This window comes from Pseudomonas sp. RA_105y_Pfl2_P56 (assembly GCF_963970845.1).
In the GTDB taxonomy this organism is placed as follows: Bacteria; Pseudomonadota; Gammaproteobacteria; order Pseudomonadales; family Pseudomonadaceae; genus Aquipseudomonas; species Aquipseudomonas baetica_A.
In genome coordinates this window covers 31,823-57,162 of sequence record NZ_CAXAPL010000024.1, presented here as the reverse complement: position 1 = coordinate 57,162, position 25,340 = coordinate 31,823, and the positions used below count along the sequence as shown (strand labels likewise).

General features: G+C 58.9%; 24 protein-coding genes. 6 read left to right on the top strand and 18 right to left on the bottom strand.

All coding sequences use genetic code 11. From position 1 onward, the window contains the following. Nucleotide 1: 1 nt before the first annotated feature. Both AACY11_RS17335 and AACY11_RS17330 read right to left on the bottom strand, forming a co-directional pair. Complete coding sequence (locus AACY11_RS17335; RefSeq protein ID WP_339430935.1) at nucleotides 2-952, bottom strand: YihY/virulence factor BrkB family protein; 951 nt, start codon at nucleotides 950-952, stop codon at nucleotides 2-4. A gap of 164 nt (nucleotides 953-1,116) precedes the next feature. Continuing rightward, on the bottom strand, nucleotides 1,117-1,308 hold the full coding sequence (locus tag AACY11_RS17330) for a CsbD family protein (RefSeq protein ID WP_339430936.1): 192 nt from the start codon (nucleotides 1,306-1,308) through the stop codon (nucleotides 1,117-1,119). A 196-nt stretch (nucleotides 1,309-1,504) separates the two neighbouring features. Between AACY11_RS17330 and AACY11_RS17325 the strand changes: the two genes are divergently transcribed. After that, the gene (locus AACY11_RS17325) at nucleotides 1,505-1,882 is read left to right on the top strand and encodes a hypothetical protein (protein WP_007969330.1); all 378 of its coding nucleotides are present in this window, start codon (nucleotides 1,505-1,507) and stop codon (nucleotides 1,880-1,882) included. Between the two features lie 77 nt (nucleotides 1,883-1,959). Here the strand turns inward: AACY11_RS17325 and fadD1 are convergent, their stop codons facing one another. Both fadD1 and fadD2 read right to left on the bottom strand, forming a co-directional pair. After that, on the bottom strand, nucleotides 1,960-3,657 hold the full coding sequence (gene fadD1 / locus AACY11_RS17320) for a long-chain-fatty-acid--CoA ligase FadD1 (RefSeq protein WP_339430937.1): 1,698 nt from the start codon (nucleotides 3,655-3,657) through the stop codon (nucleotides 1,960-1,962). A gap of 360 nt (nucleotides 3,658-4,017) precedes the next feature. Further along, nucleotides 4,018-5,706 carry a long-chain-fatty-acid--CoA ligase FadD2 gene (fadD2, locus tag AACY11_RS17315; RefSeq protein ID WP_221730730.1) on the bottom strand — a complete coding sequence of 563 codons (1,689 nt, stop codon included), beginning with the start codon at nucleotides 5,704-5,706 and terminating at the stop codon, nucleotides 4,018-4,020. A 239-nt stretch (nucleotides 5,707-5,945) separates the two neighbouring features. Between fadD2 and AACY11_RS17310 the strand changes: the two genes are divergently transcribed. Together AACY11_RS17310 and AACY11_RS17305 are read left to right on the top strand one after the other, a co-directional pair. Beyond that, nucleotides 5,946-6,890, top strand: coding sequence for an alpha/beta hydrolase (locus AACY11_RS17310; RefSeq protein ID WP_339430939.1), 945 nt, complete (start codon nucleotides 5,946-5,948; stop codon nucleotides 6,888-6,890). Between the two features lie 42 nt (nucleotides 6,891-6,932). Then, the gene (locus tag AACY11_RS17305; RefSeq protein WP_071553717.1) at nucleotides 6,933-7,403 is read left to right on the top strand and encodes a MaoC family dehydratase; all 471 of its coding nucleotides are present in this window, start codon (nucleotides 6,933-6,935) and stop codon (nucleotides 7,401-7,403) included. A gap of 123 nt (nucleotides 7,404-7,526) precedes the next feature. Here the strand turns inward: AACY11_RS17305 and AACY11_RS17300 are convergent, their stop codons facing one another. Continuing rightward, complete coding sequence (locus AACY11_RS17300; RefSeq protein ID WP_339495401.1) at nucleotides 7,527-7,994, bottom strand: ferritin-like domain-containing protein; 468 nt, start codon at nucleotides 7,992-7,994, stop codon at nucleotides 7,527-7,529. 205 nt (nucleotides 7,995-8,199) lie between these two features. Here AACY11_RS17300 and AACY11_RS17295 point away from each other — a divergent pair, with 205 nt between their 5' ends. Continuing rightward, nucleotides 8,200-8,436 (top strand): DUF3820 family protein, encoded by a 237-nt coding sequence (locus tag AACY11_RS17295; protein ID WP_003227425.1) that lies wholly within the window; start codon nucleotides 8,200-8,202, stop codon nucleotides 8,434-8,436. A gap of 29 nt (nucleotides 8,437-8,465) precedes the next feature. Continuing rightward, nucleotides 8,466-9,647: an aminotransferase class V-fold PLP-dependent enzyme gene (locus AACY11_RS17290; RefSeq protein ID WP_339495400.1), complete on the top strand. Its 1,182-nt coding sequence runs from the start codon at nucleotides 8,466-8,468 to the stop codon at nucleotides 9,645-9,647. 5 nt (nucleotides 9,648-9,652) lie between these two features. On the opposite strand, the gene AACY11_RS17285 is transcribed toward AACY11_RS17290, so the two are convergent. From AACY11_RS17285 to zwf, 4 genes are all read right to left on the bottom strand, one after another. Beyond that, entirely contained in the window at nucleotides 9,653-10,378 is a 726-nt protein-coding gene (locus tag AACY11_RS17285) for an intradiol ring-cleavage dioxygenase (protein ID WP_339430942.1), read from the bottom strand. A 188-nt stretch (nucleotides 10,379-10,566) separates the two neighbouring features. Then, nucleotides 10,567-11,232, bottom strand: coding sequence for a bifunctional 4-hydroxy-2-oxoglutarate aldolase/2-dehydro-3-deoxy-phosphogluconate aldolase (locus tag AACY11_RS17280; protein ID WP_075945403.1), 666 nt, complete (start codon nucleotides 11,230-11,232; stop codon nucleotides 10,567-10,569). A gap of 17 nt (nucleotides 11,233-11,249) precedes the next feature. Continuing rightward, a complete protein-coding gene (gene pgl / locus AACY11_RS17275; RefSeq protein ID WP_339495399.1) occupies nucleotides 11,250-11,963 on the bottom strand; it encodes a 6-phosphogluconolactonase in 714 nt (237 codons plus the stop codon). Beyond that, nucleotides 11,950-13,416, bottom strand: coding sequence for a glucose-6-phosphate dehydrogenase (gene zwf, locus AACY11_RS17270; RefSeq protein ID WP_339430944.1), 1,467 nt, complete (start codon nucleotides 13,414-13,416; stop codon nucleotides 11,950-11,952). The genes pgl and zwf overlap by 14 nt, the downstream gene beginning before the upstream one ends. A gap of 226 nt (nucleotides 13,417-13,642) precedes the next feature. On the opposite strand from zwf, the gene AACY11_RS17265 reads away from it, so the two are divergent. Then, entirely contained in the window at nucleotides 13,643-14,503 is an 861-nt protein-coding gene (locus AACY11_RS17265; RefSeq protein ID WP_171057240.1) for a MurR/RpiR family transcriptional regulator, read from the top strand. Nucleotides 14,504-14,650: 147 nt separating this feature from the next. Here the strand turns inward: AACY11_RS17265 and AACY11_RS17260 are convergent, their stop codons facing one another. From AACY11_RS17260 to AACY11_RS17220, 9 genes are all read right to left on the bottom strand, one after another. Further along, a complete protein-coding gene (locus tag AACY11_RS17260; RefSeq protein WP_339430945.1) occupies nucleotides 14,651-15,505 on the bottom strand; it encodes a D-hexose-6-phosphate mutarotase in 855 nt (284 codons plus the stop codon). A 114-nt stretch (nucleotides 15,506-15,619) separates the two neighbouring features. Further along, a complete protein-coding gene (locus AACY11_RS17255) occupies nucleotides 15,620-16,969 on the bottom strand; it encodes a carbohydrate porin (RefSeq protein ID WP_221730722.1) in 1,350 nt (449 codons plus the stop codon). A 106-nt stretch (nucleotides 16,970-17,075) separates the two neighbouring features. Continuing rightward, nucleotides 17,076-18,236: an ABC transporter ATP-binding protein gene (locus AACY11_RS17250; protein ID WP_339430946.1), complete on the bottom strand. Its 1,161-nt coding sequence runs from the start codon at nucleotides 18,234-18,236 to the stop codon at nucleotides 17,076-17,078. A 2-nt stretch (nucleotides 18,237-18,238) separates the two neighbouring features. Next, on the bottom strand, nucleotides 18,239-19,084 hold the full coding sequence (locus AACY11_RS17245; protein ID WP_221730720.1) for a carbohydrate ABC transporter permease: 846 nt from the start codon (nucleotides 19,082-19,084) through the stop codon (nucleotides 18,239-18,241). Beyond that, a complete protein-coding gene (locus AACY11_RS17240; protein ID WP_339430947.1) occupies nucleotides 19,077-19,985 on the bottom strand; it encodes a carbohydrate ABC transporter permease in 909 nt (302 codons plus the stop codon). The genes AACY11_RS17245 and AACY11_RS17240 overlap by 8 nt, the downstream gene beginning before the upstream one ends. A 156-nt stretch (nucleotides 19,986-20,141) precedes the next feature. Next, a complete protein-coding gene (locus AACY11_RS17235; RefSeq protein ID WP_339430948.1) occupies nucleotides 20,142-21,443 on the bottom strand; it encodes an ABC transporter substrate-binding protein in 1,302 nt (433 codons plus the stop codon). A gap of 131 nt (nucleotides 21,444-21,574) precedes the next feature. Then, entirely contained in the window at nucleotides 21,575-22,834 is a 1,260-nt protein-coding gene (locus AACY11_RS17230; RefSeq protein ID WP_339495398.1) for a D-mannose isomerase, read from the bottom strand. A 227-nt stretch (nucleotides 22,835-23,061) separates the two neighbouring features. Beyond that, nucleotides 23,062-24,531 carry an ATP-binding protein gene (locus AACY11_RS17225; RefSeq protein WP_221730716.1) on the bottom strand — a complete coding sequence of 490 codons (1,470 nt, stop codon included), beginning with the start codon at nucleotides 24,529-24,531 and terminating at the stop codon, nucleotides 23,062-23,064. Further along, entirely contained in the window at nucleotides 24,521-25,252 is a 732-nt protein-coding gene (locus AACY11_RS17220) for a response regulator (RefSeq protein WP_221730715.1), read from the bottom strand. Before AACY11_RS17220 ends, AACY11_RS17225 begins: the two co-directional genes overlap by 11 nt. Nucleotides 25,253-25,340: the final 88 nt, after the last annotated feature.

Genomic DNA, 25,340 nt, shown 5'->3' with positions numbered 1-25,340 from the left:
ATCAGGCTTCGTCAGTGTCCGGCTTGAGCGAATGATCGCGGCCCAGGCCCGAGACATGTTGTTTGGGATGTTCGTCGAGTTCGCCGGGGACTTTCTCGCCCGAGTCCTTGCCCTCGTGGGACATGTGTTCGATCACCGCATTCATCTCCGCGCCGAGCAACAGCACCGCCGAGGAAATGTAGAAGTACAGCAACAGCACGATGATCGCCCCGATGCTGCCATACATTGCGTTGTAGTTGGCGAAGGTTTTCACATAAAACGCGAAGCCCAGTGAGGCAATGATCCACACCACGACTGCCAATACCGAACCCGGAGTGATGAAGCGGAATTCCTGTTTGACGTCCGGCATCACGTAGTAGATCAGTGCCACGGCAACCATCATCAGAATCACGATGACCGGCCAGCGCGCGATGGTCCAGACGGTGACGATGACTTCTTCCAGGCCAACCTGCGCGGCGATCCAGCCCATCACTTGCGGCCCGAGCACCATCAGCGCGGCGGCGGCCAGCAACATGCCGGCAATGCCGACGGTGTAGAAAATCGACAGTGGAAAACGCTTCCAGACCGGCCGGCCTTCGACCACATCGTAGGCGGCATTCATCGCGCTCATCATCAGGCGCACGCCGGCAGATGCGGTGTACAGGGCTATCACGATACCGACCGAAAGCAGCCCCCCCTTGGACTGCTGTAACTGATCAATCACCGGGTTTACCTGTTCCAGCGCCTGCGGTGGCAGCACCAGTTCCGATTGCAGACGCAGCCAGGTAAAGAAGTCCGGCAGGTGCAGGAAACCGATCAGCGCAATCAGGAACAGAATGAACGGGAACAGCGAAAACAGCATCTGGTAGGCCAGTGCCGAGGCGTACGTCGACATCTCGTCGTCGATGAATTCAGTCACGGTGCGCACCATCACCCGGTGCAGGGGCAAACCTTTCATGTCCGGAAATATCATTCGCGTCTCCTTTCGCCGCATTACAGGTTGAAGTCGTGGCGACTCAGGGGCCGTTTTTTACATCACGTTAGCCTACTTGGCGAGCCTCGGTGGGTCAGCGCCTGTTGAGGATACAAAAACGGCCATCCTTGGATGGCCGTTCGTGTCTTTCGTTCAAGGCCCGATTACGCCTTGTCGACGCCCTTCTTGATGGCGTCTTTGGCTTTGCCGACCGCTTGCTGGGCTTCGCCCTTTTTCTCTTGCAGGGTGCCTTCGGCTTGCAGTTTGGTGTTGTCAGTGGCTTTACCCACACCTTGCTTGACGTTGCCGACCGCTTCATTGGCCATGCCTTTTACTTTATCGCCTGTGCTACTCATGGTGTTTCTCCTTGATGCATTAACGAGGAAAAGTCATTACGTAAGGATTGACCGACCCCGTTTGCGCCAAGTTTCATTTTTTTCAGGGGTTCATTTCGTCGCAGCATGCAGGTTGGGCTTTATGTTTGCCGGCGTTGCCTTGAGAATGCGCTCCATATGGGCGCCAAGCGCCAGGAACCGACCCCGCAGGAATGTTATGAAACTCGATAAAAAGCAGGCCATTGCCCGTCGAAACCAGGAACTGGGCGGCGCTGTGCTCGGCACCAACAACTGCCACTTCGCCGAACTGAACCGCAACCGCAACATCTGGTGGTTCGACCTGCCGGTAACGCGCCTGGCCGTGGGTCAGTACGAGTGGATTCACCTGCTGATGCACACGCCGGCCACCGACGAACTGCTGCACCTGAAAGTGCCGACGGTGTTCCTGCGCGAGAAGCTGGAAGGGCTGGTGATTCGCAACGAGGGCAAGCGCAAAGCGGCGCTGAGCCTGGAATTGAGTGCGGACAAGGATTCGTATCTGCAGGACATGCGTCCGGCAGGAACCAATGTGAATTTCGCGCCATTTCGCCAGTAACCGCGAAAACGGCCTCACAGGCACAGAATTTCTCCCGACCAAAAGCAAAAAGCCCTGCATCTGCAGGGCTTTTTGCTTTACGCGGCGTTCTTCGCCTTGATCTTCTTCAGCTCTTCATCACGCAACTCGCGGCGCAGGATCTTGCCGACGTTGGTGGTTGGCAGCGTATCGCGGAACTCCACTGAACGCGGCACCTTGTAGCCGGTGACGTTGGCGCGCATGTGCTCCATTACCTGCTCTTTGGTCAGTGTTACGCCTGGCTTGGCAACGATGAAGATCTTGATCGCCTCGCCCGATTTCTCGTCCGGCACGCCGATAGCCGCGCACTGCAGCACGCCCGGCAGAGTCGCCAGCACGTCTTCCAACTCGTTCGGGTAGACGTTGAAACCGGAGACCAGAATCATGTCTTTCTTGCGATCGACAATGCGCATGTAGCCATCCGGCTGGATCAGCGCGATATCACCGGTCTTCAACCAGCCGTCGCTGTCGAGCATTTCATCGGTGGCGTCCTGGCGCTGCCAGTAGCCTTTCATCACCTGCGGGCCCTTGATGCACAGTTCGCCGATTTCACCCAGTGGCTGCTCGACACCGGCATCGTCGATGACTTTACACAGCGTCGATGGCACCGGAATACCGATGGTGCCGATCTGAATGTTCTGGATCGGGTTGACCGTCGCCACCGGGCTGGTTTCGGTCATGCCGTAACCTTCGCAGATGGCGCAGCCGGTCACGGCTTTCCAGCGCTCGGCGGCGGCCAGTTGCAGGGCCATGCCGCCGGACAGGGTGACTTTCAGCGCGGAGAAATCCAGCTTGCGGAAGCCTTCGTTGTTGCACAGCGCCACGAACAGCGTGTTAAGGCCAACGAAACCACTGAACTTCCACTTCGACAGTTCCTTGACCATTGCCGGCAGGTCACGCGGGTTGCTGATCAGGATGTTGTGGTTGCCGATCAGCATCATCGCCATGCAATGAAAGGTGAACGCGTAGATGTGGTACAGCGGCAGCGGCGTGATCAGGATTTCGCAACCTTCATTAAGATTGGAGCCCATCAGCGCTTTGCATTGCAGCATGTTGGCCACGAGGTTGCGATGAGTCAGCATCGCGCCTTTGGCAACGCCGGTGGTGCCGCCGGTGTATTGCAGCACCGCAACATCACCGCTGTCCGGGTTGGCTTCAGCCACTGGCTGGCCCTGCCCCTTGCTCAGCACGTCGTTGAACTTGACGGCTTTAGGCAGGTGATAAGCCGGAACCATCTTCTTCACGTACTTGATGACGCTGTTGATCAGCAGGCGCTTGAGCGGTGGCAACAGATCGGCGACTTCAGTGACGATGACGTGTTTGACGCCGGTTTTCGGCACCACGGCTTCAGCCAGGTGCGCCATGTTCGCCAGGCACACCAGCGCTTTGGCACCGGAGTCGTTGAACTGGTGTTCCATTTCCCGCGCGGTGTACAGCGGGTTGGTGTTGACCACAATCAGCCCGGCGCGGATGGCACCGAAGACAGCCACCGGGTACTGCAGAACGTTGGGCAGTTGCACGGCGATTCGATCACCGGGCTGCAAATCGGTATGCTGTTGCAGATACGCGGCAAACGCACCGGACAATTCGTACAACTCACCGTAGGTGATTGTCTTGCCCAGGTTGCTGAAAGCCGGTTTGTTGGCGAAGCGTTGGCAGGATTGCTTCAACACTGCCTGAATGTTCGGATACTCGTCTGGATTGATGTCGGCAGCAATTCCAGCCGGGTATTTATCCTTCCAAAAGTCTTCGATCATGGAAGCCCACTCCTCAGCAACGCGAATTCTTCACCGCATTTGATGCGATTATTATTGGTGTGTGTTTTGTATTGGTGAATCTGGCTTCTGGATAGGCCGAGACGTCACAAAGCGCGCCGAGAGTAGCAGCTTTGCCGAGGGTCGACTAGAGCCAAAAGCGGCCCCTACAGTCACATTGATGACTCAAGACTCTCTAGCGGTCATTTTAGAGCAAAAATCCTATAACACCCTGAAAGCCCCGTAATTCGGGGGTATTCCTCCAAAAAGCATCGCGGGCAAGCCTGCATCCACAAGATCTGCATAGATACCTGTGGGTGCGTGGCTTGCCCGCGATCCGCGCAAAGCGCGGCTATTTATCGATCAGGCGATATCGCGCAACTCACGTCGCAGAATTTTCCCTACAGGCGTCATCGGCAACGACTCACGCAAGACAATGTGTTTCGGCACTTTGTAGGCGGTGAAATTCTCTTTGCAGTAAGCCTTGAGCTCTTCAAGACTTACACCGCTTTCGCGCGCCACCACAAACAGCTTAACCGCCTCGCCCGAACGCTCGTCCGGTACACCGATCACCGCGCAGTTGGCGACTTTCGGATGGGCCATGACCACATCTTCGATCTCGTTCGGGTAAACGTTGAAACCGGAGACGATGATCATGTCCTTCTTGCGATCGACGATGCGCACAAAGCCGTCCGGGTCGATCACCGCGATGTCGCCAGACTTGAACCAGCCCTCGGCATCCAGCACTTCAGCGGTGGCTTCAGGTTTGTGCCAGTAGCCTTTCATGATTTGCGGGCCTTTGATGCACAACTCCCCACGCTCGCCCATCGGCTGTTCGACGCCGTCATCGTTGATGACTTTCAACAGCGTACCCGGTACCGGCAGGCCAACCGTACCCAGACGCGACTGGTCGCCATAGGGGTTGGTACAGGCCACCGGCGAGGTTTCGGTCAGGCCGTAACCTTCGGTGATGCGGCAACCGGTGAGCTGCTCCCAGCGTTCGGCCGTGGCTTTGACCAGCGCGGTGCCGCCGGAGTTGGTCAGTTTAAGGCTGGAGAAATCCAGCGTCTTGAAATCCGGGTGTTCCATCAGCGCAACGAACAATGTGTTCAAACCCAGCAGCGCCGAGAAACGCCAGTTTTTCAGTTCCTTGATAAACCCGGCAATGTCGCGCGGGTTGGTGATCAGCACGTTGTGATTGCCGGACACCATCATGCACATGCAATTCGCGGTGAAAGCATAGATGTGATAGAGCGGCAGCGGCGCGACCATCACTTCCTGGCCCTCGCGCAGCAGTGGCTGCCCGTCAGGGCCCAGTTGCGCGAGACAGGCCCGCACCTGCTGCATGTTCGCCACCAGGTTGCCGTGGGTCAGCATTGCACCCTTGGCCAGCCCCGTGGTGCCGCCGGTGTATTGCAGCACGGCGATGTCGTCGAGGCTGGCCTTCAGGGGTTTGATGCCCAGCCCACGCCCCATGCGCAATGCGCTTTTGAAGGAGATCGCCTGGGGCAGCGAATACGCCGGCACCATTTTCTTCACTTTGCTGACCACGGTGTTGACCAGCCAGCCTTTGGCTGTGGGCATCAGGTCGCCCATCTTCGCTTCGATCAGGTATTGAATGTCGGTGTCGGCCAGCACTTCCTGAACTTTCTGGCCGAACATGTTCAGGTACACCAGCGCTCGAGCGCCGGAATCCTTGAACTGATGGCGCATCTCCCGCGCGGTGTACAGCGGGTTGGTGTTGACCACGATCAGCCCAGCGCGCAAGGCGCCGAACACGGCAATCGGGTAATGCAGGACATTGGGCATCTGCACCGCGATGCGGTCCCCGGGCGCAAGATCGGTATGCGCTTGCAGGTACCCTGCGAAGGCAGCGCTCTGGCGCTCAAGTTCTGCGTAGGTCAAGGTCACGCCCATGTTGCTGAAGGCCGGGCGATCGGCGAACTTCTTGCAGGAACGCTCAAACACCTCGATCACCGACTTGAATTCACCCATGTCGATGTCCAGCGGTACGCCGGCCGGGCGTTTGTCATTCCAGAAATCAGGTTGCATTGTTCTTGTCCTCTTTACCTGAGCTGATCCGGGGCCGCGTTTCTGTCATTTCTCGTTCATCCCTTGAAAGCAGAAAGCAAAAAGCGGAGCTTCACGGACACTAGCAGTTATGGCCAATCAGGCAAATACGGGCAAAGCCGTCATTGATCGTATGAATCTTCCTGCCGTCGTGTGGGCTGATCAGACGAAGAACAACGAATGCGCTATACACTGTTTCGACTCTGAGCAAAGGAATCGCCATGATCCACGACACTTTATGGCTGGACGCGAGTGACCGCAGCCGCCTCTTCGTCAATCTGTGGTTGCCCAAGACTCCGCTGAAAGCGTTGATCCTGCTGGCCCATGGCATGGCCGAGCACAGCGGGCGCTACCAACGGCTGGCTGAAAGGTTCTGCGCCCAGGGCTACGGCGTGTACGCCCCGGACCTGCGTGGACATGGCAAAACCGCCGAAAACGGCACCCTGGGGCATTTCGCAGAGAGCGATGGCTGGTGCAAAGTCGTCGGTGATCTGGCCAGCCTCAATCAGTACATCGGCCAGCAACATCCCGGCGTACCGATCATTCTGCTCGGGCACAGCATGGGCAGCTACCTGGCCCAAGGTTACCTGCTGCACCACAGCGCCAGCCTGCACGGGGCGATTCTCAGCGGTTCGAACTTTCAACCGGTAGCGCTGTACGGCGCCGCGCGGCAGATCGCCCGCCTGGAAAAACTGCGTCAGGGCGCCAAGGGTCGCAGTGCGCTGATCGAGTGGTTGTCGTTCGGCTCGTTCAACAAAAAATTCAAACCGGTGCGCACACCGTTCGACTGGCTCAGCCGCGATCCGGCCGAAGTCGACAAGTACGCTGCCGACCCGCTGTGCGGCTTTCGCTGCACCAATCAGCTGTGGATCGACTTGCTCGGCGGCTTGCAGCAAATCAGCAAAGCGTCCACTCTCGCCCAGATCGACCCGGGCCTGCCGCTGCTGGTGATCGGCGGCGAATGTGATCCGGTCAGTGAAGGCAAGCGTCTGACAGATCTGGCCAATGCCTTGCGCACGGCCGGCAGCCACAACCTGCAACTGAAGATCTATCCGCAGGCGCGGCACGAATTGTTCAACGAAACCAATCGCGACGAAGTGATCGCCGATGTGCTGACCTGGATCAATCAGGCCCTGAGCCATCCGCGCCCTCATCGCAGCGAATAATTTTTTGTGGATTCATTTAATCCGTCACAGGAACCCAGACCGATGACCCAGGTTACCAACACCCCTTACGAAGCCCTCGAAGTCGGCCAGACTGCCAGCTACAGCAAGACTGTCGAAGAGCGCGACATTCAGTTGTTCGCCGCCATGTCCGGCGACCACAACCCGGTACACCTGGACGCCGAATTTGCCGCCGCCAGCATGTTCAAGGAACGCATCGCCCACGGCATGTTCAGCGGTGCGCTGATCAGTGCAGCCGTTGCCTGCGAATTGCCTGGGCCGGGGACTATTTATATCGGTCAGCAGATGAGCTTTCAGAAGCCGGTAAAGATTGGCGACACACTGACCGTGCGCCTGGAAATCCTCGAGAAACTGCCGAAGTTTCGCGTGCGGATCGCCACTCGCGTGTTCAACCAGCGTGATGAGTTAGTGGTCGATGGCGAAGCTGAGATTCTGGCGCCGCGCAAACAACAGACCGTAACCCTGCCAACCTTGCCGGCGATCAGCATCGGCTGATTGGCTGCACAACACAAAGTGGGAGCGGGCTGGCTCGCGAAGAGGTCGTGTCAGCAACATCATCGTTGCATGACACACCGCATTCGAGAGCAAGCCCGCTCCCACCGTTTTTTTCAGCGTGGCTTACGAACGAGCGCGAGCCTGGTTACGCAGGGCTTTCACCTGGTCGTGGTTGCGTTGCGCACCATGGTACTGGCGTTCAACCAGGTCGCGAATACCGACCAGATTGTGCTTGTTGATTTTCTCCATGGCTTCACGATAAGCCTTCAGCGCATGGTCTTCACCGCGCTCGGCTTCGTTAAGCACAGCTTCTTCGTCCTTGCCGGTAAACATCGCTTTGACGTCGACCCAACGGCGATGCAGGTCACCGCTGACACTGGTGGACGTTTCCGGATTACCGCCCAGTTTGCGCACTTCAGCTTGCAGTTCCGCAGCGGCGGTAGCGCAATCGGCAGAGCGGGTCGTGAACAGCGTTTTGAGTTCAGGATGCTTGATGTCTTCAGCGCAAGTCTTGAACCCTTCCTGACCGTCTTTGCTGGTTTCAATCAGGTCATTGAGTACAGAGATGGCTTCTTTATTCATGTCAGTCATTTTTTCAATTCCTTGCGGTTGGTTGAAGATGCAAGGGATATTGCAGTGTGCGTGCCAGTTTTCTATTAATAAAAAATCTTTATATATCAATGCTTTAAATGTAAGTGAACTATCTGTATCAAGGATATTTGCATGATCTGTCATTTGGCCTGCATGCAGAATGCCTGTATTTTCCACTCTGATTTGAAGCCAGACGATCTCACTGATGAATCCCGAAAAACTCGAACTGTTGATCACCCGCGAAATGCCCTTTGGCAAATACAAGGGCCGGATCATTGCCGACCTGCCGGGGCCTTATCTCAACTGGTTCGCCCGCGAAGGTTTCCCCCACGGTGAACTCGGTGGCTTGCTGGCCTTGATGCAGGAAATCGACCACAACGGCCTCTCTGACTTGCTCGAACCGCTACGCGCAAAACACGGCAAACCTGCCCCGCGCCACTGACGCGCCCTCCTCTACAGAGCTTGCCAACCATGCCCGACAACACCCGCCGCGCCCGTGACGAAGCCTTCTGGCAGACGTTCGCCGATCGTTATGACGCTCAACCCGGCCCCGTGAACCTGGAAAACGGTTACTTCGGGCGCATGTCGCGCACGGTGATCGAGGAGTACCAGCGCAACATCGAGCGGATCAACAACAGCAACTCGGTGTATGTGCGCCAACGCTTCGAACAGCACGACAACCTCGACATTCGCGCGCAACTGGCCGAGTTGATGGGCGTACGCGCGCAAAGCGTTGCCTTCACACGAAACGCCACCGAAGGCCTGCAATCGCTGATCCGCAACTACAACCGCCTGCAACCGGGCGATCAAGTGCTGATCTGTGACCTGGAATACGACACGGTAAAAGGCGCCATGCGTTGGCTGGCAAAACATCGCGGTGTAGAGGTGATCGAGATTGCCCACGCGCACCCGGCGAGTTTCGACAGTTTGCTGCAGGCCTACCGTGAGGTGTTCATCCGCCACCCAAAACTCAAGCTGATGGCATTGACGCATGTCACCCATCGCACCGGCCTGGTGATGCCGGTGCAGGCTATTGCCGCGCTGGCCAAGGAGCACGGCGTCGACATCATCCTCGACGGAGCCCATGCCCTGGGCCAGATCGAGTTCGATCTGGAAGCAATGGGCATCGCATTCGCCGGCTACAACCTGCACAAATGGATCGGCGCGCCCCTGACCCTTGGCTTTCTCTATATCGCCCCGCAGCGCCTGGCCGACATCGATCCGGACATGGGCGAGATCCACTATCCGGTCAACGATATCCGCAGCCGCACTTCCTACAGCACGCCCAATATTCCAGCGCTGATGAGCCTCCCGTTGGTATTCGAGGAGCACCGTTCGCTCGGCGGCGCACCGGCCAAAGGTGCACGCCTCAATTACCTGCGCAATCTTTGGGTCAGCGCGGTGCGGCACTTGCCGGGCATTGAAGTCATGACCCCGGACGATCCACGGCTGTTTTGCGGGATCACTTCTATGCGTTTCACCCGCCACGACGATCAACAGGCGATGGCTGAGCGACTGCTCAACGACTACAACCTGTTTACCGTTGTGCGCACTGGCGCAGCCTGTGGACCGTGCATTCGCATCACGCCGGGGCTGACCACCACGTCTGCCGACATGCAGTTGTTGACCCGTGCGCTCAACGAGCTGCGTTAACGCGGCTATACGGTGTACTTGTCGAAGTCCTCGGGCCTGATCTGCGTCGACACCGCAAAGGTGTCGATGCCGAGGGTGAGGTGGCCGAAATAGCCGTCCTCGTGGGAGTCGCGACCGATCGGCCAGACAGCGAGGGTCGAGGCTTCGCCGCCCATACCGGCGTAAATACTGTCCTGGCCGTTGTCCAGCGGCAACGATGCCCGCCCCCGATAGGCTTTGGCATTGAGCACCGAGCGTGAAACGACCTCGGGAAAGTACAACTGCCCCACCCACGCCACACAACGCTCATCAAGGTATTCACTGCCGGCAACCATACGCACCGCGACATGAATGTGCAGCGTGCGACCGGCATAGAATCCCGGATAGATCGTCGTGAAACGTACCCTGCCCTTTTGATCGCAAAACTGGCTGCCACGCAGGTAGGTGTGGTCGTCGGTGCGCGGGATCGAGCCGATATCTTCAACCTCGACTTCGAGATCGGGATTGATCCGGCTCCAGCCCGAATAGGCCCCTCGCGCATTGCAATGCCAGATGTCCACGAGGGCGCCACTGACCGGCTCACCGGTCATTGCATCGACAATGGTCAGGCGCAGGATCAACGGCAGGCCTTCAGCACCTTCGCTGATGTTGCGACGCAACAGTTTGGGATTGCGAAAATACGGCCCGGCGATTTGCTCGGGGGCCAGTTGATATACAGGTTGCGGTGATGGGGATGCGGGATCTCGATCCATGACAGGTGCTCTCTTCCATAAGAAGAGCGCAGATTAGCGTCGTGCGCAAAACTCGGTGCGGTAACTATGTATCGAGCAATGTATCTGCGACTTTTTCAGGGCAAAAAAAAACGGTGCACCGACCAAGCGCACCGTAAAGCCGTAGAACACACAACGAAGTGTCAGGTAAAGCTGTCAATCCACAAGCATCAGTCCAGCAGCGCCAATGCCTCGGCGGTGCATTCCTGAATGCGTGCCCAGTCGCCGTTCTTGATCCACTCCGGATCCAGCATCCAGCTACCGCCTACACACATGACGTTTTTCAGCGCCATGTAGCTCTTGATGTTGGCAGGGCCCACGCCGCCGGTCGGGCAGAATTTCACTTCACCGAACGGGCCGCCAAGGGCCTTGATTGCCGCCACGCCACCGCTCACTTCAGCCGGGAACAGCTTGAAGCGGCGATAGCCCAAACCGTAGCCTTCCATGATGCCGGAGGCGTTGCTGATGCCCGGCAACAGCGGAATCGGGCTGTCGACGCTGGCTTCCAGCAGGTCGCGGGTGATGCCTGGGGTGACGATGAATTGCGAACCCGCCGCTTCGGCCGCCGCAAGCATGTTGCGATCAAGCACGGTGCCGGCACCGGTCATCAGTTCCGGACGCTGTTCGCGCAGGATCTGGATGGCCTTGAGACCGAACTGCGAACGCAGGGTCACTTCCAGCGCGGTGAGGCCACCTGCGGCCAGGGCGTCGGCCAGTGGCAGCACGTCCTGTTCACGAGCGATGGTGATCACCGGCAGGATCCGCGCCTTGGCGCAGAGGCTGTCGATCAGGGCAACTTTGTCCGCCATGGAAACGGTCGGGGATGGGTTTTTCATAGCGGCTGTTCCTTGGCTCATGGGCACCAGTAAATCTCTAACGTGGGTTGCAGAAACGCGCGAACCGGCATGGCAGCGACATCGTCGGATGCCAGCGCGGCATTCAGGGTGGTCAGTTTCGATTGACCGGAAATCGACAGAATCTTGTGCTTCGCCGACGCCAGCAGCGCCCGGCTCATGCTCAGGCGCTGATGCGGCACGGTGGGCGCCAGCATCGGCCAGCAACGGCGGGTGCCGTCGACCTGCAACGCCTCAGTGAGGTTCGGGCTATCGGGAAACAGCGAGGCGGTATGACCGTCGTCGCCCATGCCCAGCACCAACACGTCAATCGGCGGCAACTCGGCGAGCAGACGGTCAGCCTGCTCGGCGGCTTGTTCGACATTCGCCGCAGCGCTGTAAAGGCTCAGAAATTGCGCCTTGGCGGCGGGGCCTTTGAGCAGGTACTGCTTGAGCAGACCGGCATTGCTGTCGACGTGTTCGACCGGCACCCAGCGTTCGTCGGCGAGGGTCACGACGACCTTCGACCAGTCCAGTGCCTGCTTGGCCAGGTGCTGGAAAAACGCCACCGGGCTACGACCGCCGGACACCACCAGCACAGCGTTGCCGCGTGCAGCAATAGCATCGGTCAGTTGCTTGGCAACGTTAAGCGCCAAGCCTTCGGCCAGCGTCGCCGGGCTCTTGAATTCATGGGCGTTCACGCCCTCGGGCAGTTTCACATCAGATATCGCCATACCACGACCTCCCGTCCCGCGTGATCAATGCAATGGAACTCATCGGCCCCCACGACCCGGCCGCGTACGGCTTGGGCGCGTCACCGGATTTTTTCCATCCGGCGATCAACTGGTCACACCACTTCCACGCGGCTTCGATTTCATCTTTACGGACAAACAGGTTCTGATTGCCGTTCATCACTTCCAGCAACAGCCGCTCGTAGGCATCGGGGATCCGCGCGCTACGCCAGGTGTCGGAGAAATTCAGTTGCAGCGGGCCGCTGCGCAGTTGCATGCCTTTGTCCAGGCCCTGCTCTTTGGTCATCACGCGCAAGGAAATGCCTTCGTCCGGTTGCAGGCGGATGATCAGTTTGTTGCTGATCTGCAAGCGCTGCTCGGGGGCGAAGATGTAGTGCGAGGGTTCCTTGAAGTGGATGACGATCTGCGACAGCTTTTGCGGCATGCGCTTGCCGGTTCGCAGGTAGAACGGCACGCCGGCCCAGCGCCAGTTGCGGATGTCGGCACGCAGGGCGACGAAGGTTTCGGTGTCGCTCTGGGTATTGGAATTCGGCTCTTCGAGGTAGCCCGGTACGGACTTGCCTTCACTGTGACCGGCGATGTACTGGCCGCGCACCACTTGAGTGGTCAGGCCTTCCGGGCTGATCGGCGCGAGCGCCTTGAGCACTTTTACTTTTTCGTCACGGATGCTGTCGGCGGACAGATCGGCCGGTGGATCCATGGCGATCAGGCAGAGCAGTTGCAACAGGTGATTCTGGATCATGTCGCGCAGCTGACCGGCCTTGTCGAAGTAACCCCAACGGCCTTCGATGCCGACCTTCTCGGCCACCGTGATTTCCACATGGGAAATGTAGTTCTGGTTCCACTGGGTTTCGAACAGGCTGTTGGCAAAACGCAAGGCGATCAGGTTTTGAACGGTCTCTTTGCCCAGGTAGTGGTCGATACGATAAGTGCGGTTCTCCGGGAAGAACTGCGCCACGGCATCGTTCACTTTGCGCGAGGATTCGAGATCGGAGCCAATCGGCTTTTCCAGTACCACGCGGGTGTTTTGCGCCAGACCGACGTTCGCCAGGTTCTCGCAGATAGCGCCGTACACCGCCGCCGGCGTGGCGAAATAGGCAATCATGCGCTGCGAACTGCCCGCCAGTTCGGCCAGCGCTACATAATCTTCAGCCTTGAGAAAGTCGACGTGCAGGTAGGTCAGGCGCGCCAGAAAGCGCTCGGCGACGGCCTCGTCCAACTCCTTGCCGACGTAGCGGCGCAGTTCATCGGCGATGAACGCCATGTGCTGCTGCTCGGAGCCGGCTTCACGGGCCAGCGCGATAATGCGCGTGTCCTCGTGCAACAGGTCGGCGCCATCGAGGTGATAAAGGGCAGGAAACAGCTTGCGCAGGGCCAGATCGCCAAGAGCGCCGAACAAGGCAAAGGTGCACGGTTCAACCGTAATCGAAGGCATGATGTTTGTTCTTTTATCAAGTTAAGCTACAAATACCTTTTTTCAAGGCATCACTCAAGGGAAAATGTAGTAATAACCACAACATTTTCACAGAATACAGATTCCGAGTGGTGGTCGGTCGGAGCCATCAGTAGGATAGGCCACCGTTACGGGCCATATCAAAGGCCCAATTTGCATAGCCCGGCGCACCTTTGCGCAGGTGAATTAGGAATTCCATATGGACCGCGTGCGAAACTTACTGGAACAGATCCAGAGTCGCCTTGAAGACCTGAACAAGGCCGAACGCAAAGTCGCCGAGGTGATCCTGCTCAACCCGCAGCAGGCCACCCGCTTCAGCATCGCCGCCCTCGCCCAGGCCGCGTCGGTGAGCGAGCCGACGGTCAACCGTTTCTGCCGTTCGTTCGGCGTCAGCGGCTACCCCGAACTCAAGCTGCAACTGGCCCAGAGCCTGGCCAGCGGCGCGGCCTATGTCAGCCGTGCGGTGGAAGCCGATGACAATCCCGAAGCCTATACGCAGAAGATTTTCGGCAGTGCCATTGCGTCACTGGACAGCGCTTGCCAGGCGCTGGACCCGAACCTGATCAGCCGCGCCGTCGACCTGTTGATTCAGGCGCGGCAAATCCACTTCTTCGGCCTCGGTGCGTCAGCGCCAGTGGCGCTGGATGCGCAGCACAAGTTCTTTCGGTTCAACCTGGCGGTGACGGCGCATGCCGATGTGCTGATGCAGCGGATGATCGCTTCGGTGGCTCACACCGGCGAACTGTTCGTGATCATTTCCTACACCGGCCGCACCCGTGAACTGGTGGAAGTGGCGCGCATTGCCCGGGAGAACGGCGCCTCGGTGCTGGGTCTGACCGCCGAGAACTCGCCGCTGGCCAAGGCCAGTACGCTGAGCCTGAACATTCCGCTGCCGGAAGACACCGACATCTACATGCCGATGACCTCGCGGATCATTCAGTTGACCGTGCTGGATGTGCTGGCGACCGGTATGACCTTGCGTCGCGGGGTCGATTTCCAGCCGCATCTGCGCAAGATCAAAGAGAGCTTGAATGCGAGCCGGTATCCGGTGGGTGACGAGTTCAACTGATCCAAAATCTCGGCTGATTGATCCGGCCTCTTCGCGAGCAAGCCCGCTCCCACAGGGGATCTGTTTTGAACACAAATCCTGTGTTCATTGAAGGTCCAATGTGGGAGCGGGTTTGCTCGCGAAACCGTCAGGCGACTCACCACAAATTCAGGCCGCAGCCCACGCCTGCAAACTCAAATGCGCCTTAACCCCCGGCGCCAGATGCAGGCTGTCCGTCCCGCCCGTCGCCGCTTCAACACAAACAAATTCCGAGATCTCATCCCAACTCACGCCCAACAGCGGCCGTGAGCCTGGATGCCAGACCACCGTGTCCGCCGTGTCACCGGTGTCAATGCACAACTCGCGCTGCCAGGCGTGATCCTTGAGCTGTAACTCGCCGTCGTGCTGGAACACCCGCTGGCAGCCACCCTCGACCCGCAACTCGCCTTCCTGCTGGCAAACCTGACGGTTCAACTGGTCATAACCCTGCGCGCCTTCGAGGCCGGACAGCGCTATCTCACCGACATCACCAATACGCCAGTAAGCGTGCAACGCCTGGCTCAACTGACACGGCATGTCGTCCTGATGCTCGGTACTCAGACGCAACTCCATGCGCTCGCCCAAGTGCGCGTGCAGATCGACCTGCCAATCGCACAGTTGCAATTGCCAGTGCAGGCGCACGCCATCCTCGGCGCTGCTGCTGTCGAGCAATTTCCAGTCGAGCAGCCGCGCCCAGCCATGGGACGGCCACGCGTTTTCGCTCGGATGGCGGCCGTACCACGGCCAGCACACCGGCACCCCACCGCGAATGGCACCGACATGTGGCCATTTCGCCGCACACCACAACCACGGCTTTTGCCCGCGTGGCTGAAAATGCAGCAACTGCGCGCCCTGACGACTGAACACCGCCTGACACAGCGGATGATCGATCACCAACACGTCGCGCATCTGATAGCGCTCCCAGGCGAACACCGGCTGTTCGCGCAAGGATCTGAAAAAGCGTTGCAGCGGATGCTCATGCATTGGCCACGATCCTGAACTCGTCTTTCATAGGGGTGCGCTTGCCCCCAAAAAAAAGCGGACAGCCTTGGCTGTCCGCAAATATGCGCACATAGAGAGGAGCTTATCGCAGACGCGTTAGAACACCGACTGAATTTTCAGACCGGCGACCAAAGCGTTGTCCACTGCGTCCACTCCACCTGGATGAGTGATGTATTGCAGGTTAGGACGTACGGTCAGCCAGTTAGTGACGTGGAAGCCGTAGTTGATCTCGTAGTTGTATTCGGTTTCACGAATCGGCGAGAACACCGGGTTGTCGTAATCCGAAACACCGTTGGATGCATTGAGCAGTTCGGCGTTTTTCTTCACGTCATCGTTGACGTGAATACGCGCAGCGCCGATACCGATGTCATCTTTTGGACGCGCGTCGAACGGGCCTTTGTAGACAAACATCACCGACTGATAGTTGTCGATGAAGTTGGTGTCCTTGTCGTGGAACGTGGCGTTGGCGGCGATATTCAGACCGCGGGTCGCGTCACCGTTGTGGCTGGTGAGTTGCTGTTGCGCCACGAACCAGTAGCCGTGCTTGCTGCTGTGGGTGCGGTAGGCGTTACCGGTGGTTGCAGCGTCGTTGCCGTTGATGTCTTCGCGGACATCGCTGGCATCAGCGGTGCTCTTGTAGTAACCGACGCGGTATTCGCCCGGCAGGCTGTTGACCTTCGGCGACCAGACCAGTTCGACCGGCAGAACAGTACCTTTGGTGCCGCTGCCGCTGAGCTTGAAGCCGTTGCCGTGTTCCAGTTGCGACGGGTTCTGGTTGTACGCACCGATCTGCGCGTAGAGCTCGTCGTTGATGTTGTACTTCACGCGGATCGCGGCCTGGCTGACGGGCCAGTTGTACCAGATGTTGGTCGCCCAGTTACCCACCTGGGAGCCGCAGAACGCCAGGTTCTGGAACTCGCACGGGAAGGTGTTGAAGTCTTCGCCTTCACCGAAGTAACCGGCCTTGACGTCGAGCTTGTTGTCGAAGAACTGGTGCTGAATCCACAGCTGGGTCAGACGCACCATGTGGCCACGGCCGTAAACTTCTTGAGACGAGCTCAAGGTGCCGGCACGCGGGTCGCCCACGCGGTCGTTGGAGATGTTTTGACCGTTACGGTTGGTCAGTTGAATCTTGGCCTGAGTGTTGTCCCAGCCCCACAGTTTTTGCAGATCCAGTGCCACGCCCAAACCGAACTGGTCGCTGTAGCGGCCGGTCTTGTCGTCGTTGTAGCCACCGTGCAGGTTGCCACCGACTTCCCCAACGTAATCGGCCTTGATGTCGATACCCTGCTCGATCAGCTTGGTCCGCTCACCCCCCCAGTCGCCCGTCATCCATTTGGAATCGGAGCTGAACGCATCGGCGGCCATGGCATTGCCGGCCAGCACCAAGGCTGCCGCTGCTGACACTTGGCAGATCAACCGGGCATTGACGTGTTTCTTTTTCATCCCTACATCCTCGTCTTTATTGTTATTAACTGTTTTTATCTAACGCGGTTTACATAAAGTGCGATGGATTACAGGCAATCCACCGCGTGCTCCCACATTTTGTTCTTCAGCGGCCTTTGAACTGGGCCACGTTGGCAGACCGCGCTTCGGACTGCGCCTGACCGGCAACACCCAACCGCTCGCCAGTCTTGGCATCGAACAGCAACACTTTCGACGGATCGAATTGCAGCGTCAGGTTCTCGCCCACCTGCGGCGCCACGTCCGGTGCCAGACGGCAGCAGACCTTGGTGTCGTTGAGGTTGACGAATACCAGCGTGTCCGGGCCGGTCGGCTCGGTCACCTGCACTTCGGCGCGAATGCTCGGCAGGCCATTGCCCTCGTCGCTGGCCAGAACAATCTGCTCCGGGCGCAGGCCGAGGATCACTTCGCGATCTTCAAGACCGGCGTCCTGCATGCCCATCGGCAACTCGCAACGCGCCTGGCCACTGTCGAGCAGTGCCAGCAGACGACCGTCCTTGCGCTGCAAACGCAGCGGGATGAAGTTCATCGGCGGCGAACCGATGAAGCTCGCCACGAACAGGTTGGCCGGGTCGTTGTAGATCTCTTTTGGCGTACCGAACTGCTGGATGATGCCGTCCTTCATCACCGCCACTTTGTCGCCCAGCGTCATCGCTTCGATCTGATCGTGGGTCACGTAAACCGTGGTGGTTTTCAGGCGCTGATGCATCAGTTTCATTTCGGTGCGCATCTCGACGCGCAGCTTGGCGTCGAGGTTAGACAGCGGTTCGTCGAACAGATAGATCTTCGGCCGACGCGCCAGTGCACGGCCCATCGCCACACGCTGTTGCTGACCACCGGAAAGCTGACCGGGCTTGCGGTTGAGCAAGTGTTCGATCTGCAACAGCTTGGCCACGCGAGCGACTTCTTCATCGATCGCCGACTGCGCCATCTTGCGGATCTTCAGACCGAACTCGATGTTCTCGCGCACGCTCATGGTCGGGTACAACGCGTAGGACTGGAACACCATGGCAATGTCGCGATCCTTTGGGCTCATGCCGCTGACGTCCTGGTCGCCAATCATGATCGCGCCGCCGGTGATGGTTTCCAGGCCGGCGATGCAGTTCATCAGGGTCGACTTGCCGCAGCCCGACGGGCCGACCAGGATCAGGAACTCACCGTCCTTGATCGACAGTTCGATGTTCTTCAAGGTGTCCGGCAGGCCGGCACCATAGGTCTTGTTTACGTTACGAAGTTCGAGCGTAGCCATGATTACCCCTTGACTGCGCCGGCCGTCAGCCCGCGCACGAAATACTTGCCTGCGACCACATAGACCAGCAGGGTCGGCAGGCCGGCGATCATCGCCGCTGCCATGTCCACGTTGTATTCCTTGGCCCCGGTGCTGGTGTTGACCAGGTTGTTGAGCGCCACCGTGATCGGTTGCGAATCACCGCTGGAGAACACCACACCGAACAGGAAGTCGTTCCAGATCTGCGTGAACTGCCAGATCAGGCAAACCATGATGATCGGCGTCGACATCGGCAGAATGATCCGCCGAAAAATGGTGAAGAAGCCTGCGCCATCAAGGCGTGCAGCTTTGACCAGCGCGTCGGGAATGCTCACGTAGTAGTTACGGAAGAACAGCGTGGTGAACGCCAGCCCGTAAACGACGTGGATGAACACCAGCCCGGTGGTGGTGCTCGCCAGGCCCATCTTGCCGAGGGTGAACGAGGCCGGCAGCAGCACGGTCTGGAACGGCAGGAAGCAGCCGAACAGCAGCAGACCGAAGAACAACTGCGAACCGCGAAAGCGCCACATCGACAGGACATAACCGTTCAACGCACCGATGGCAGTAGAGATGATCACGGCCGGAACCGTGATCTTGATCGAGTTCCAGAAGTAACCATCAACCGTGGCCCAGGCCTTGACCCAGCCAATACCGCTGACCACGGTCGGCCAGCTCAGCAGGTTGCCGGTGCTGATGTCTTCCGGGGTCTTGAAACTGGTCAACAGCATGACCACCAGCGGAATCAGGTAAAGGAACACGGCGAGGATCAGCACCGCGTAGATCGCGATGCGGCTCAGGCTGATCGCAGGTTTGGCAGCGAGACTAGTCATGACGCTTGGTCCTCAGCTCGGAGTACAGGTAAGGCACGATGATCGCCAGAATCGCACCGAGCATCAGAATCGCACTGGCCGAGCCCATGCCCATCTGGCCGCGACTGAAGGTGAAGGAATACATGAACATCGCTGGCAGGTCGGAGGAGTAACCCGGGCCACCGGCCGTCATCGCTGCAACCAGGTCGAAGCTCTTGATCGCGATGTGCGCCAGAATCATCACCGCACTGAAGAACACCGGACGCAGGCTTGGCAGTACCACTTTCCAGTAGATGGTCGGCATGCTCGCGCCGTCGATCTGTGCAGCACGAATGATCGACTGATCAACGCCACGCAGGCCGGCGAGGAACATCGCCATGATAAAGCCCGAGGCCTGCCAGACCGCCGCGATCACCAGGCAATACACCACGCGATGCGGGTCGATCAGCCAGTCGAGACGGAAGCCTTCCCAGCCCCAGTCACGCAACAATTTGTCCAGACCCATGCCCGGGTTGAGCAGCCATTTCCACGCGGTACCGGTGACGATCATCGAGAGCGCCATCGGGTACAGGTAAATGGTGCGAATGAAACCTTCGCGGCGAATACGCTGGTCGAGGAACACCGCCAGCAACACGCCGATCACCAGTGTGATGCCGATGAACATGCCACCGAACACCGCGAGGTTCTTGCTTGCGACCCACCAACGGTCGTTCTCGAACAACCGCGCGTATTGCGCCAGACCGGCCCACTTGTAGTTGGGCAGGAACGTCGAAGTGGTGAACGACAGCACGAACGTCCACAGGATGTAGCCATAGAAGCCCACCAGCACGATGAACATGCTCGGCGCCAGCACCAGTTTGGGTAGCCAGCGTTGCAATGCATCGAACGGCGAGGCCTTGCTGAACACAGCAACAGAACTCATGGGGAAATCCAGTACAGGGAATAAAAACTACAGTGAGATCCCTTGTGAGAGCGGGCTTGCTCGCGAAGGCGGTGTGTCAGTCGACGGATGGAGCAACTGACACGACGCCTTCGCGAGCAAGCCCGCTCCCACAGGAGGGGCCTGTGCTAACGACGCTTATTTGGCCGACTTGATCGCTGCGCCGAGTTTCTTGGCGGTATCGGCCGGATCGGCTTTCGGGTCGTTGATGAAGTTGGTCACGACATCAAAGAACGCCCCCTGCACCGCCAGCGTGGTCGCCATGTTGTGCGCCATGCTCGGCTGCAAGCCGCCGGACTTGGCGTCTGCCAGGAAGTCTTTGGCTGCAGTTTGTGCGCAGGAGTCGAAACCGAGCTTCTCCATGTTGTTCAACATGTCGTTACGCACCGGGATCGAGCCTTTGTTGATGCTGAAGACCTTCTGGAAGTTCTCACCCAGCACGACTTTGGCAATGTCCTTCTGACCCGCGGCAGTGCCGGCGTCTTTCTGCTTGAACACCGCCAGGGAGTCGATGTTGTAGGTGAACGCCTTGTCGGTGCCCGGGAAGGCTACGCACTCGTAATCCTTGCCAGCGACTTTCTTGGCGGCGGTCCACTCGGACTTGGCCCAGTCACCCATGATCTGCATGCCGGCCTTGCCGTTGATGACCTTGGCCGCTTCCAGGTTCCAGTCCTGACCTTTGCCGTCGACGTCCATGTAGGTCGCGACTTTCTTCAGTTCAGTCAGGGCCTTGACCATTTCCGGGCCGGTCAGCGCAGCGTTGTCCAGATCGACCAGGGCTTTTTTGTAACCATCAACACCCATGACCGAGAGCACAACGGCTTCGAACACGGTGCTGTCCTGCCAAGGCTGACCGCCGTGGGCCAGCGCAATGAAACCGGCTGCCTTGAGCTTGTCACCGGCGGCGTAGAATTCTTCGAGGGTGGTCGGGTTCTTGGTGATACCGGCTTTCTTGAAGACTTGCGGGTTGATCCACAGCCAGTTGACGCGGTGAATGTTCACCGGAACGGCCACGTAATCACCGTCGTACTTCACGGTATCGGAGACTTTCTTGTCGAGCAGGCTGTCCCACTTCTCTTCTTTGGCGACGTCCTTGAGCACGTCAGTGTCGAGCAGACCGGTCGACGCCCATTCCTGGATGTCCGGGCCTTTGATCTGGGCAACGCCTGGAGGGTTGCCAGCGACAGCACGGCTTTTCAGTACGGTCATGGCAGTCGCACCGCCACCACCGGCGACAGCGCCGTCTTTCCAGGTGAAACCGTCTTTTTCGACTTGGGCCTTGAGTACATCAACAGCGGCTTTTTCACCACCGGACGTCCACCAATGCACGACTTCCACCGAACCTTTGGATTCGGCAGCGGACACACTGAGGGGCAGAATTGCGAGCGGGAACAGGGAGGCGACAGAAATGACAGTAGCGAGGCGAGAAATCGCATTCATCTGAGATGTACCTTTCTTGTTGTTATGCGTTGCAAGTCTGGTGCTTGCGCTGCACAGGAGTTTAAACAGGACGTTTCGCTTCGCAGGTAACGAAGGGACGCGCGAATGTCACGACATGGTTACATGACTGATTACATAGCAGCGCTCTGGGACAACTGCGCCAGCGCACTCGCCATACTCGGCGACAAGGGTAGACGAGGGATCAGTACGGCTTGCCAGGCGTGATACAGATCGGGTTTGCCCGGCCAGATATCGGCACTTGGGCGGTTATGTGAGTCGAGTTCGTGGTGCCAACTGCCGTTGCAGCGGTCAATGAAATGGCTTTCACAAAAATCCCAAAACAGCCGATACCAGGTTTCGTACTGCGCCTCGCCCGTGCGTTTGAGCAAGGCACTGGCCGCGGCGCTGGCTTCGGCATGCGTCCAGTGCAGGCGATGGCGGACCACGGCTTTGTTGTCCCAGTCGAGGGTGTAAACAATGCCCGGCGCACCATCGACATCCCAACCGTGACGGCAGTTGTTTTCGAACAGTTTCTGCGCGTCGGTCGCCAGCCAGCCGGGTGTGAGCATACCGGCCTGCACCCGCGCGGCCTCAAGATGCAGCAGCAGCCGCGCCCACTCAAAACCGTGGCCTGGGGTGGTGCCGTAAGGGCGAAAACCGTCGGCGCGATTGTCTTGGTTGTACTCGCGCAGCGGTTGCCAGTCGCGGTCAAAGTGCTCGATGACCATGTAGCCATTGGCGCCAGCATGGCCGTGGATCACGCGTTCAACGATGCGCTGGGCGCGCACCAGCCAGCGCGGATCTTCCGTGACGTCGGCCAGCGCGAGGAAAGCTTCGGTGGCGTGCATGTTGCTGTTGGCGCCGCGATAGGCTTCTTCTTCGCTCCAGTCGCGATTGAAGCATTCGCGCATGGCGCCCTCTTCTTCGCTCCAGAAATACGTGTCGATGATGTCGATCGCGTCATCGAGTAAAGCTTGCGCGCCGGGGCGCTGCGCGACCACCGCAGAACTCGCCGCCAGGGCGACGAAGGCGTGCAGATAAGCGTTCTTGCCCGTGTTGCCATCGCGGTGTTCGGCGACCGCGAACCAGCCACCGTGCAGCGCGTCGCGCAACGGCCCGCGCAGGGCCGCGATGCCGTGATCGACCAGCTCGGCGAACCCTGGCAGGCCCTGAATATGGGCCATGGCGAAACTGTGAGTCATGCGTGCGGTGTTCATGGTTTCGGCCTGGGCGTTCGCAGGCAACTGGCCGCGCTCGTCGAGATTGCCAAAACCTTCGGGCAGTTTTGCCGCCTTGGCAAAATCCAGCAGGCGCAGGCCTTCGGCAGCGAGCCATTGCTGATGGGCAGGGGCGTTCAGCCAACTGCTGAAGCCTGGGTGAAAGATATCCATGGGTGGCCTTTTTTGTTGTTATGACGGCGGGCAGTCTAAACAACGGGCCGGGGCGGGCTTGTAACGAAGGGGACAGGTTTTGTCACCAACCTGTGACATGGATATTGATGTTGAATGGGCCGACGCCTTCGCGAGCAAGCCCGCTCCCACAGGGGACCGCGTTTCTCCAGATGAAATACAGTCACCTGTGTGCGGGCTTGCTCGCGAAGAACAATAACGCGGTCTATCTAGTCGGCACTGCGTGGCAATTGCAACGTCACCCGCAACCCACCCTCACGCAAATTCTGCAACGTCACCTCACCGCCATGGCTATGGGCGATGTTGCGCGCAATCCCCAAGCCCAATCCGTAACCCTGCTGCTGCCCCGCCAAGCGAAAGTGCGGCTCGAACACCTGCTCCAGGCGCTGCTGCGGCACGCCCGGCCCTTCATCGTCGACGTGCAGGACAAACGCATGCTCGTCGTCATCGATGTGCAGATGCGCGTTCTGTCCGTACTTCAACGCGTTGTCGATCAGGTTGCCGATGCAACGCTTGAGCGCCAACGGTTTTCCCGGATACGCCGCCAGCGCTCGTCCGTTCTGGGTCACGCGGCCATTGCCGTTCGGTGCCAGATACGGCTCCACCAGACAATCGAGCACATGATTGAGATCCACCGGTTCGATGTTCTCGTGGATGTCGGTGTCTTTCACGCATTGCAATGCGCCTTTGACCAGCAACTCCAGCTCGTCGAGATCGCGACCGAACTTGGCTTGCAACTGTTCGTCTTCCAGCAACTCGACGCGCAAGCGCAGGCGGGTGATCGGTGTGCGCAGGTCATGGGAAATCGCGCTGAACAACTGGCTGCGTTCGGTCAGATAACGGCTGATGCGCTCGCGCATGGCGTTGAACGCACGGCCCACCTCGACCACTTCACTGCCGCCGCCCTCGGCCACCGGTTCGACATCGGCGCCCAGCGACATCTCCCGCGCGGCCCGCGCCAGGCGCTTGAGCGGTCGGCTTTGCCAATGCACCAGCAAACCGATGAACAACAGCAGAAAACCGCTGGTGAGGACAATGAACCACACCTGCTGCGACGGCAGGCCTTGCTCTTCAAGACTGGTGTAGGGCTCGGGCAACAAGGAGGCGATGTACAGCCATTCGCCCGGCGCCATTTGAATCTGGGTGACCAGCACGGGCGGATTGACCGGTTCCAGCGTCAGCGCGTAATGCGCCCAGGAGCGCGGCAACTCATCGAGTTTGAGCCCCGCGTTGAAAATCCGCAGATCCTCGGGGCTGACGAAACTCACGGAAATGTCGGTGTCCTGTCCCAGCGATTGACGCAGCACTTCATCCACGGCTTTCATCACGGCGGCTTTACGCGGCGTGACCGGCAACACGTCCATGCCCAGCGGTTTGTCGTTGAGCGTCACGACAAAACGGGTGCCGCCCATGCTGCGCAACTGGTCGAGCACCAGCGGCCGATACGCCACCGGCAGCGAACGGAAATAACTGACGCTGGCCGTCATCGAATGCGCCAGGCTGCGGGCGCTGGTGACCAAGCCTTCCAGTTGCGTGGCACGCAGTTGCGATACCCAGATCACACTCGACAACGTCTGGGCGAACAGCATCGCCAGAAGCGTCAGCAACAACATCCGCCCCAACAGCGAACGCGGCACCGGCGCTCTGGCTGCGAGCTTGCGCAGGGACTCAGTGACCATTGCCGGCAACCACATTGGCTGCCAATTGGTAGCCGCTGCCGCGCACCGTGCGGATCAGTCGCGGCGGTTTTTCCGTATCGCGCAGGCGCTGGCGCAAACGGCTGACCGCCATGTCGACGATACGATCGAGGGGCATCAGATCACGGCCACGGGTGGCGTTGCCGATGGTGTCGCGGTCGAGGATTTCCTGCGGGTGATCGAGGAACAGTTTGAGCAAGGCGAAATCGGCGCCGGAAAGAATCACTTCCTCACCGTCGGTGTGGAACAGCCGATGGCTGACCATGTCCAGCCGCCATTCATCGAAGGCCAGCACTTCACTGCCGCTGCGCTCCTGACCGAATTGCGCCCGACGCAGCAAGGCTTTGATCCGTGCTTGCAGCTCACGAGGGCTGAACGGTTTACCAAGGTAATCGTCGGCGCCCAGTTCCAGACCGATCACTCGATCGGCTTCGTCGGAACTGGCGGTGAGCATGATGATCGGCACCTGCGCCTGACGCGGATGCTGACGCACCCAGCGGCACAGGCTGAAACCGTCTTCATCGGGCAGCATGACATCGAGGATCACCAGATCGCTCGGTGCCTCGTTGAGCGCCTGACGAAAACTGGCGCCATCGGCTGTGGCCCGGACCTGAAACCCGGCGCGGGTCAGGTAGGTGTCCAGCAACTCGCGTATCTCCTGGTCGTCATCGACCAACAAAATCGACTTGTTGACTGAGCTCACTTCGAAGGCATCCTTGTTGTTGGAATTGGGGCGGATTATGCCTCAAGCATCGAACGTACAAACACCACAGAACCATTGTGGGAGCAAG

What these genes read in the sequence shown, in the direction of transcription:
- AACY11_RS17335 (WP_339430935.1), bottom strand. Translation starts at nt 952, where the DNA reads ATGATATTTCCGGACATGAAAGGTTTGCCCCTGCACCGGGTGATGGTG.
- AACY11_RS17330 (WP_339430936.1), bottom strand. Translation starts at nt 1,308, where the DNA reads ATGAGTAGCACAGGCGATAAAGTAAAAGGCATGGCCAATGAAGCGGTC.
- AACY11_RS17325 (WP_007969330.1), top strand. Translation starts at nt 1,505, where the DNA reads ATGAAACTCGATAAAAAGCAGGCCATTGCCCGTCGAAACCAGGAACTG.
- fadD1 (WP_339430937.1), bottom strand. Translation starts at nt 3,657, where the DNA reads ATGATCGAAGACTTTTGGAAGGATAAATACCCGGCTGGAATTGCTGCC.
- fadD2 (WP_221730730.1), bottom strand. Translation starts at nt 5,706, where the DNA reads ATGCAACCTGATTTCTGGAATGACAAACGCCCGGCCGGCGTACCGCTG.
- AACY11_RS17310 (WP_339430939.1), top strand. Translation starts at nt 5,946, where the DNA reads ATGATCCACGACACTTTATGGCTGGACGCGAGTGACCGCAGCCGCCTC.
- AACY11_RS17305 (WP_071553717.1), top strand. Translation starts at nt 6,933, where the DNA reads ATGACCCAGGTTACCAACACCCCTTACGAAGCCCTCGAAGTCGGCCAG.
- AACY11_RS17300 (WP_339495401.1), bottom strand. Translation starts at nt 7,994, where the DNA reads ATGACTGACATGAATAAAGAAGCCATCTCTGTACTCAATGACCTGATT.
- AACY11_RS17295 (WP_003227425.1), top strand. Translation starts at nt 8,200, where the DNA reads ATGAATCCCGAAAAACTCGAACTGTTGATCACCCGCGAAATGCCCTTT.
- AACY11_RS17290 (WP_339495400.1), top strand. Translation starts at nt 8,466, where the DNA reads ATGCCCGACAACACCCGCCGCGCCCGTGACGAAGCCTTCTGGCAGACG.
- AACY11_RS17285 (WP_339430942.1), bottom strand. Translation starts at nt 10,378, where the DNA reads ATGGATCGAGATCCCGCATCCCCATCACCGCAACCTGTATATCAACTG.
- AACY11_RS17280 (WP_075945403.1), bottom strand. Translation starts at nt 11,232, where the DNA reads ATGAAAAACCCATCCCCGACCGTTTCCATGGCGGACAAAGTTGCCCTG.
- pgl (WP_339495399.1), bottom strand. Translation starts at nt 11,963, where the DNA reads ATGGCGATATCTGATGTGAAACTGCCCGAGGGCGTGAACGCCCATGAA.
- zwf (WP_339430944.1), bottom strand. Translation starts at nt 13,416, where the DNA reads ATGCCTTCGATTACGGTTGAACCGTGCACCTTTGCCTTGTTCGGCGCT.
- AACY11_RS17260 (WP_339430945.1), bottom strand. Translation starts at nt 15,505, where the DNA reads ATGCATGAGCATCCGCTGCAACGCTTTTTCAGATCCTTGCGCGAACAG.
- AACY11_RS17255 (WP_221730722.1), bottom strand. Translation starts at nt 16,969, where the DNA reads ATGAAAAAGAAACACGTCAATGCCCGGTTGATCTGCCAAGTGTCAGCA.
- AACY11_RS17250 (WP_339430946.1), bottom strand. Translation starts at nt 18,236, where the DNA reads ATGGCTACGCTCGAACTTCGTAACGTAAACAAGACCTATGGTGCCGGC.
- AACY11_RS17245 (WP_221730720.1), bottom strand. Translation starts at nt 19,084, where the DNA reads ATGACTAGTCTCGCTGCCAAACCTGCGATCAGCCTGAGCCGCATCGCG.
- AACY11_RS17240 (WP_339430947.1), bottom strand. Translation starts at nt 19,985, where the DNA reads ATGAGTTCTGTTGCTGTGTTCAGCAAGGCCTCGCCGTTCGATGCATTG.
- AACY11_RS17235 (WP_339430948.1), bottom strand. Translation starts at nt 21,443, where the DNA reads ATGAATGCGATTTCTCGCCTCGCTACTGTCATTTCTGTCGCCTCCCTG.
- AACY11_RS17230 (WP_339495398.1), bottom strand. Translation starts at nt 22,834, where the DNA reads ATGGATATCTTTCACCCAGGCTTCAGCAGTTGGCTGAACGCCCCTGCC.
- AACY11_RS17225 (WP_221730716.1), bottom strand. Translation starts at nt 24,531, where the DNA reads ATGGTCACTGAGTCCCTGCGCAAGCTCGCAGCCAGAGCGCCGGTGCCG.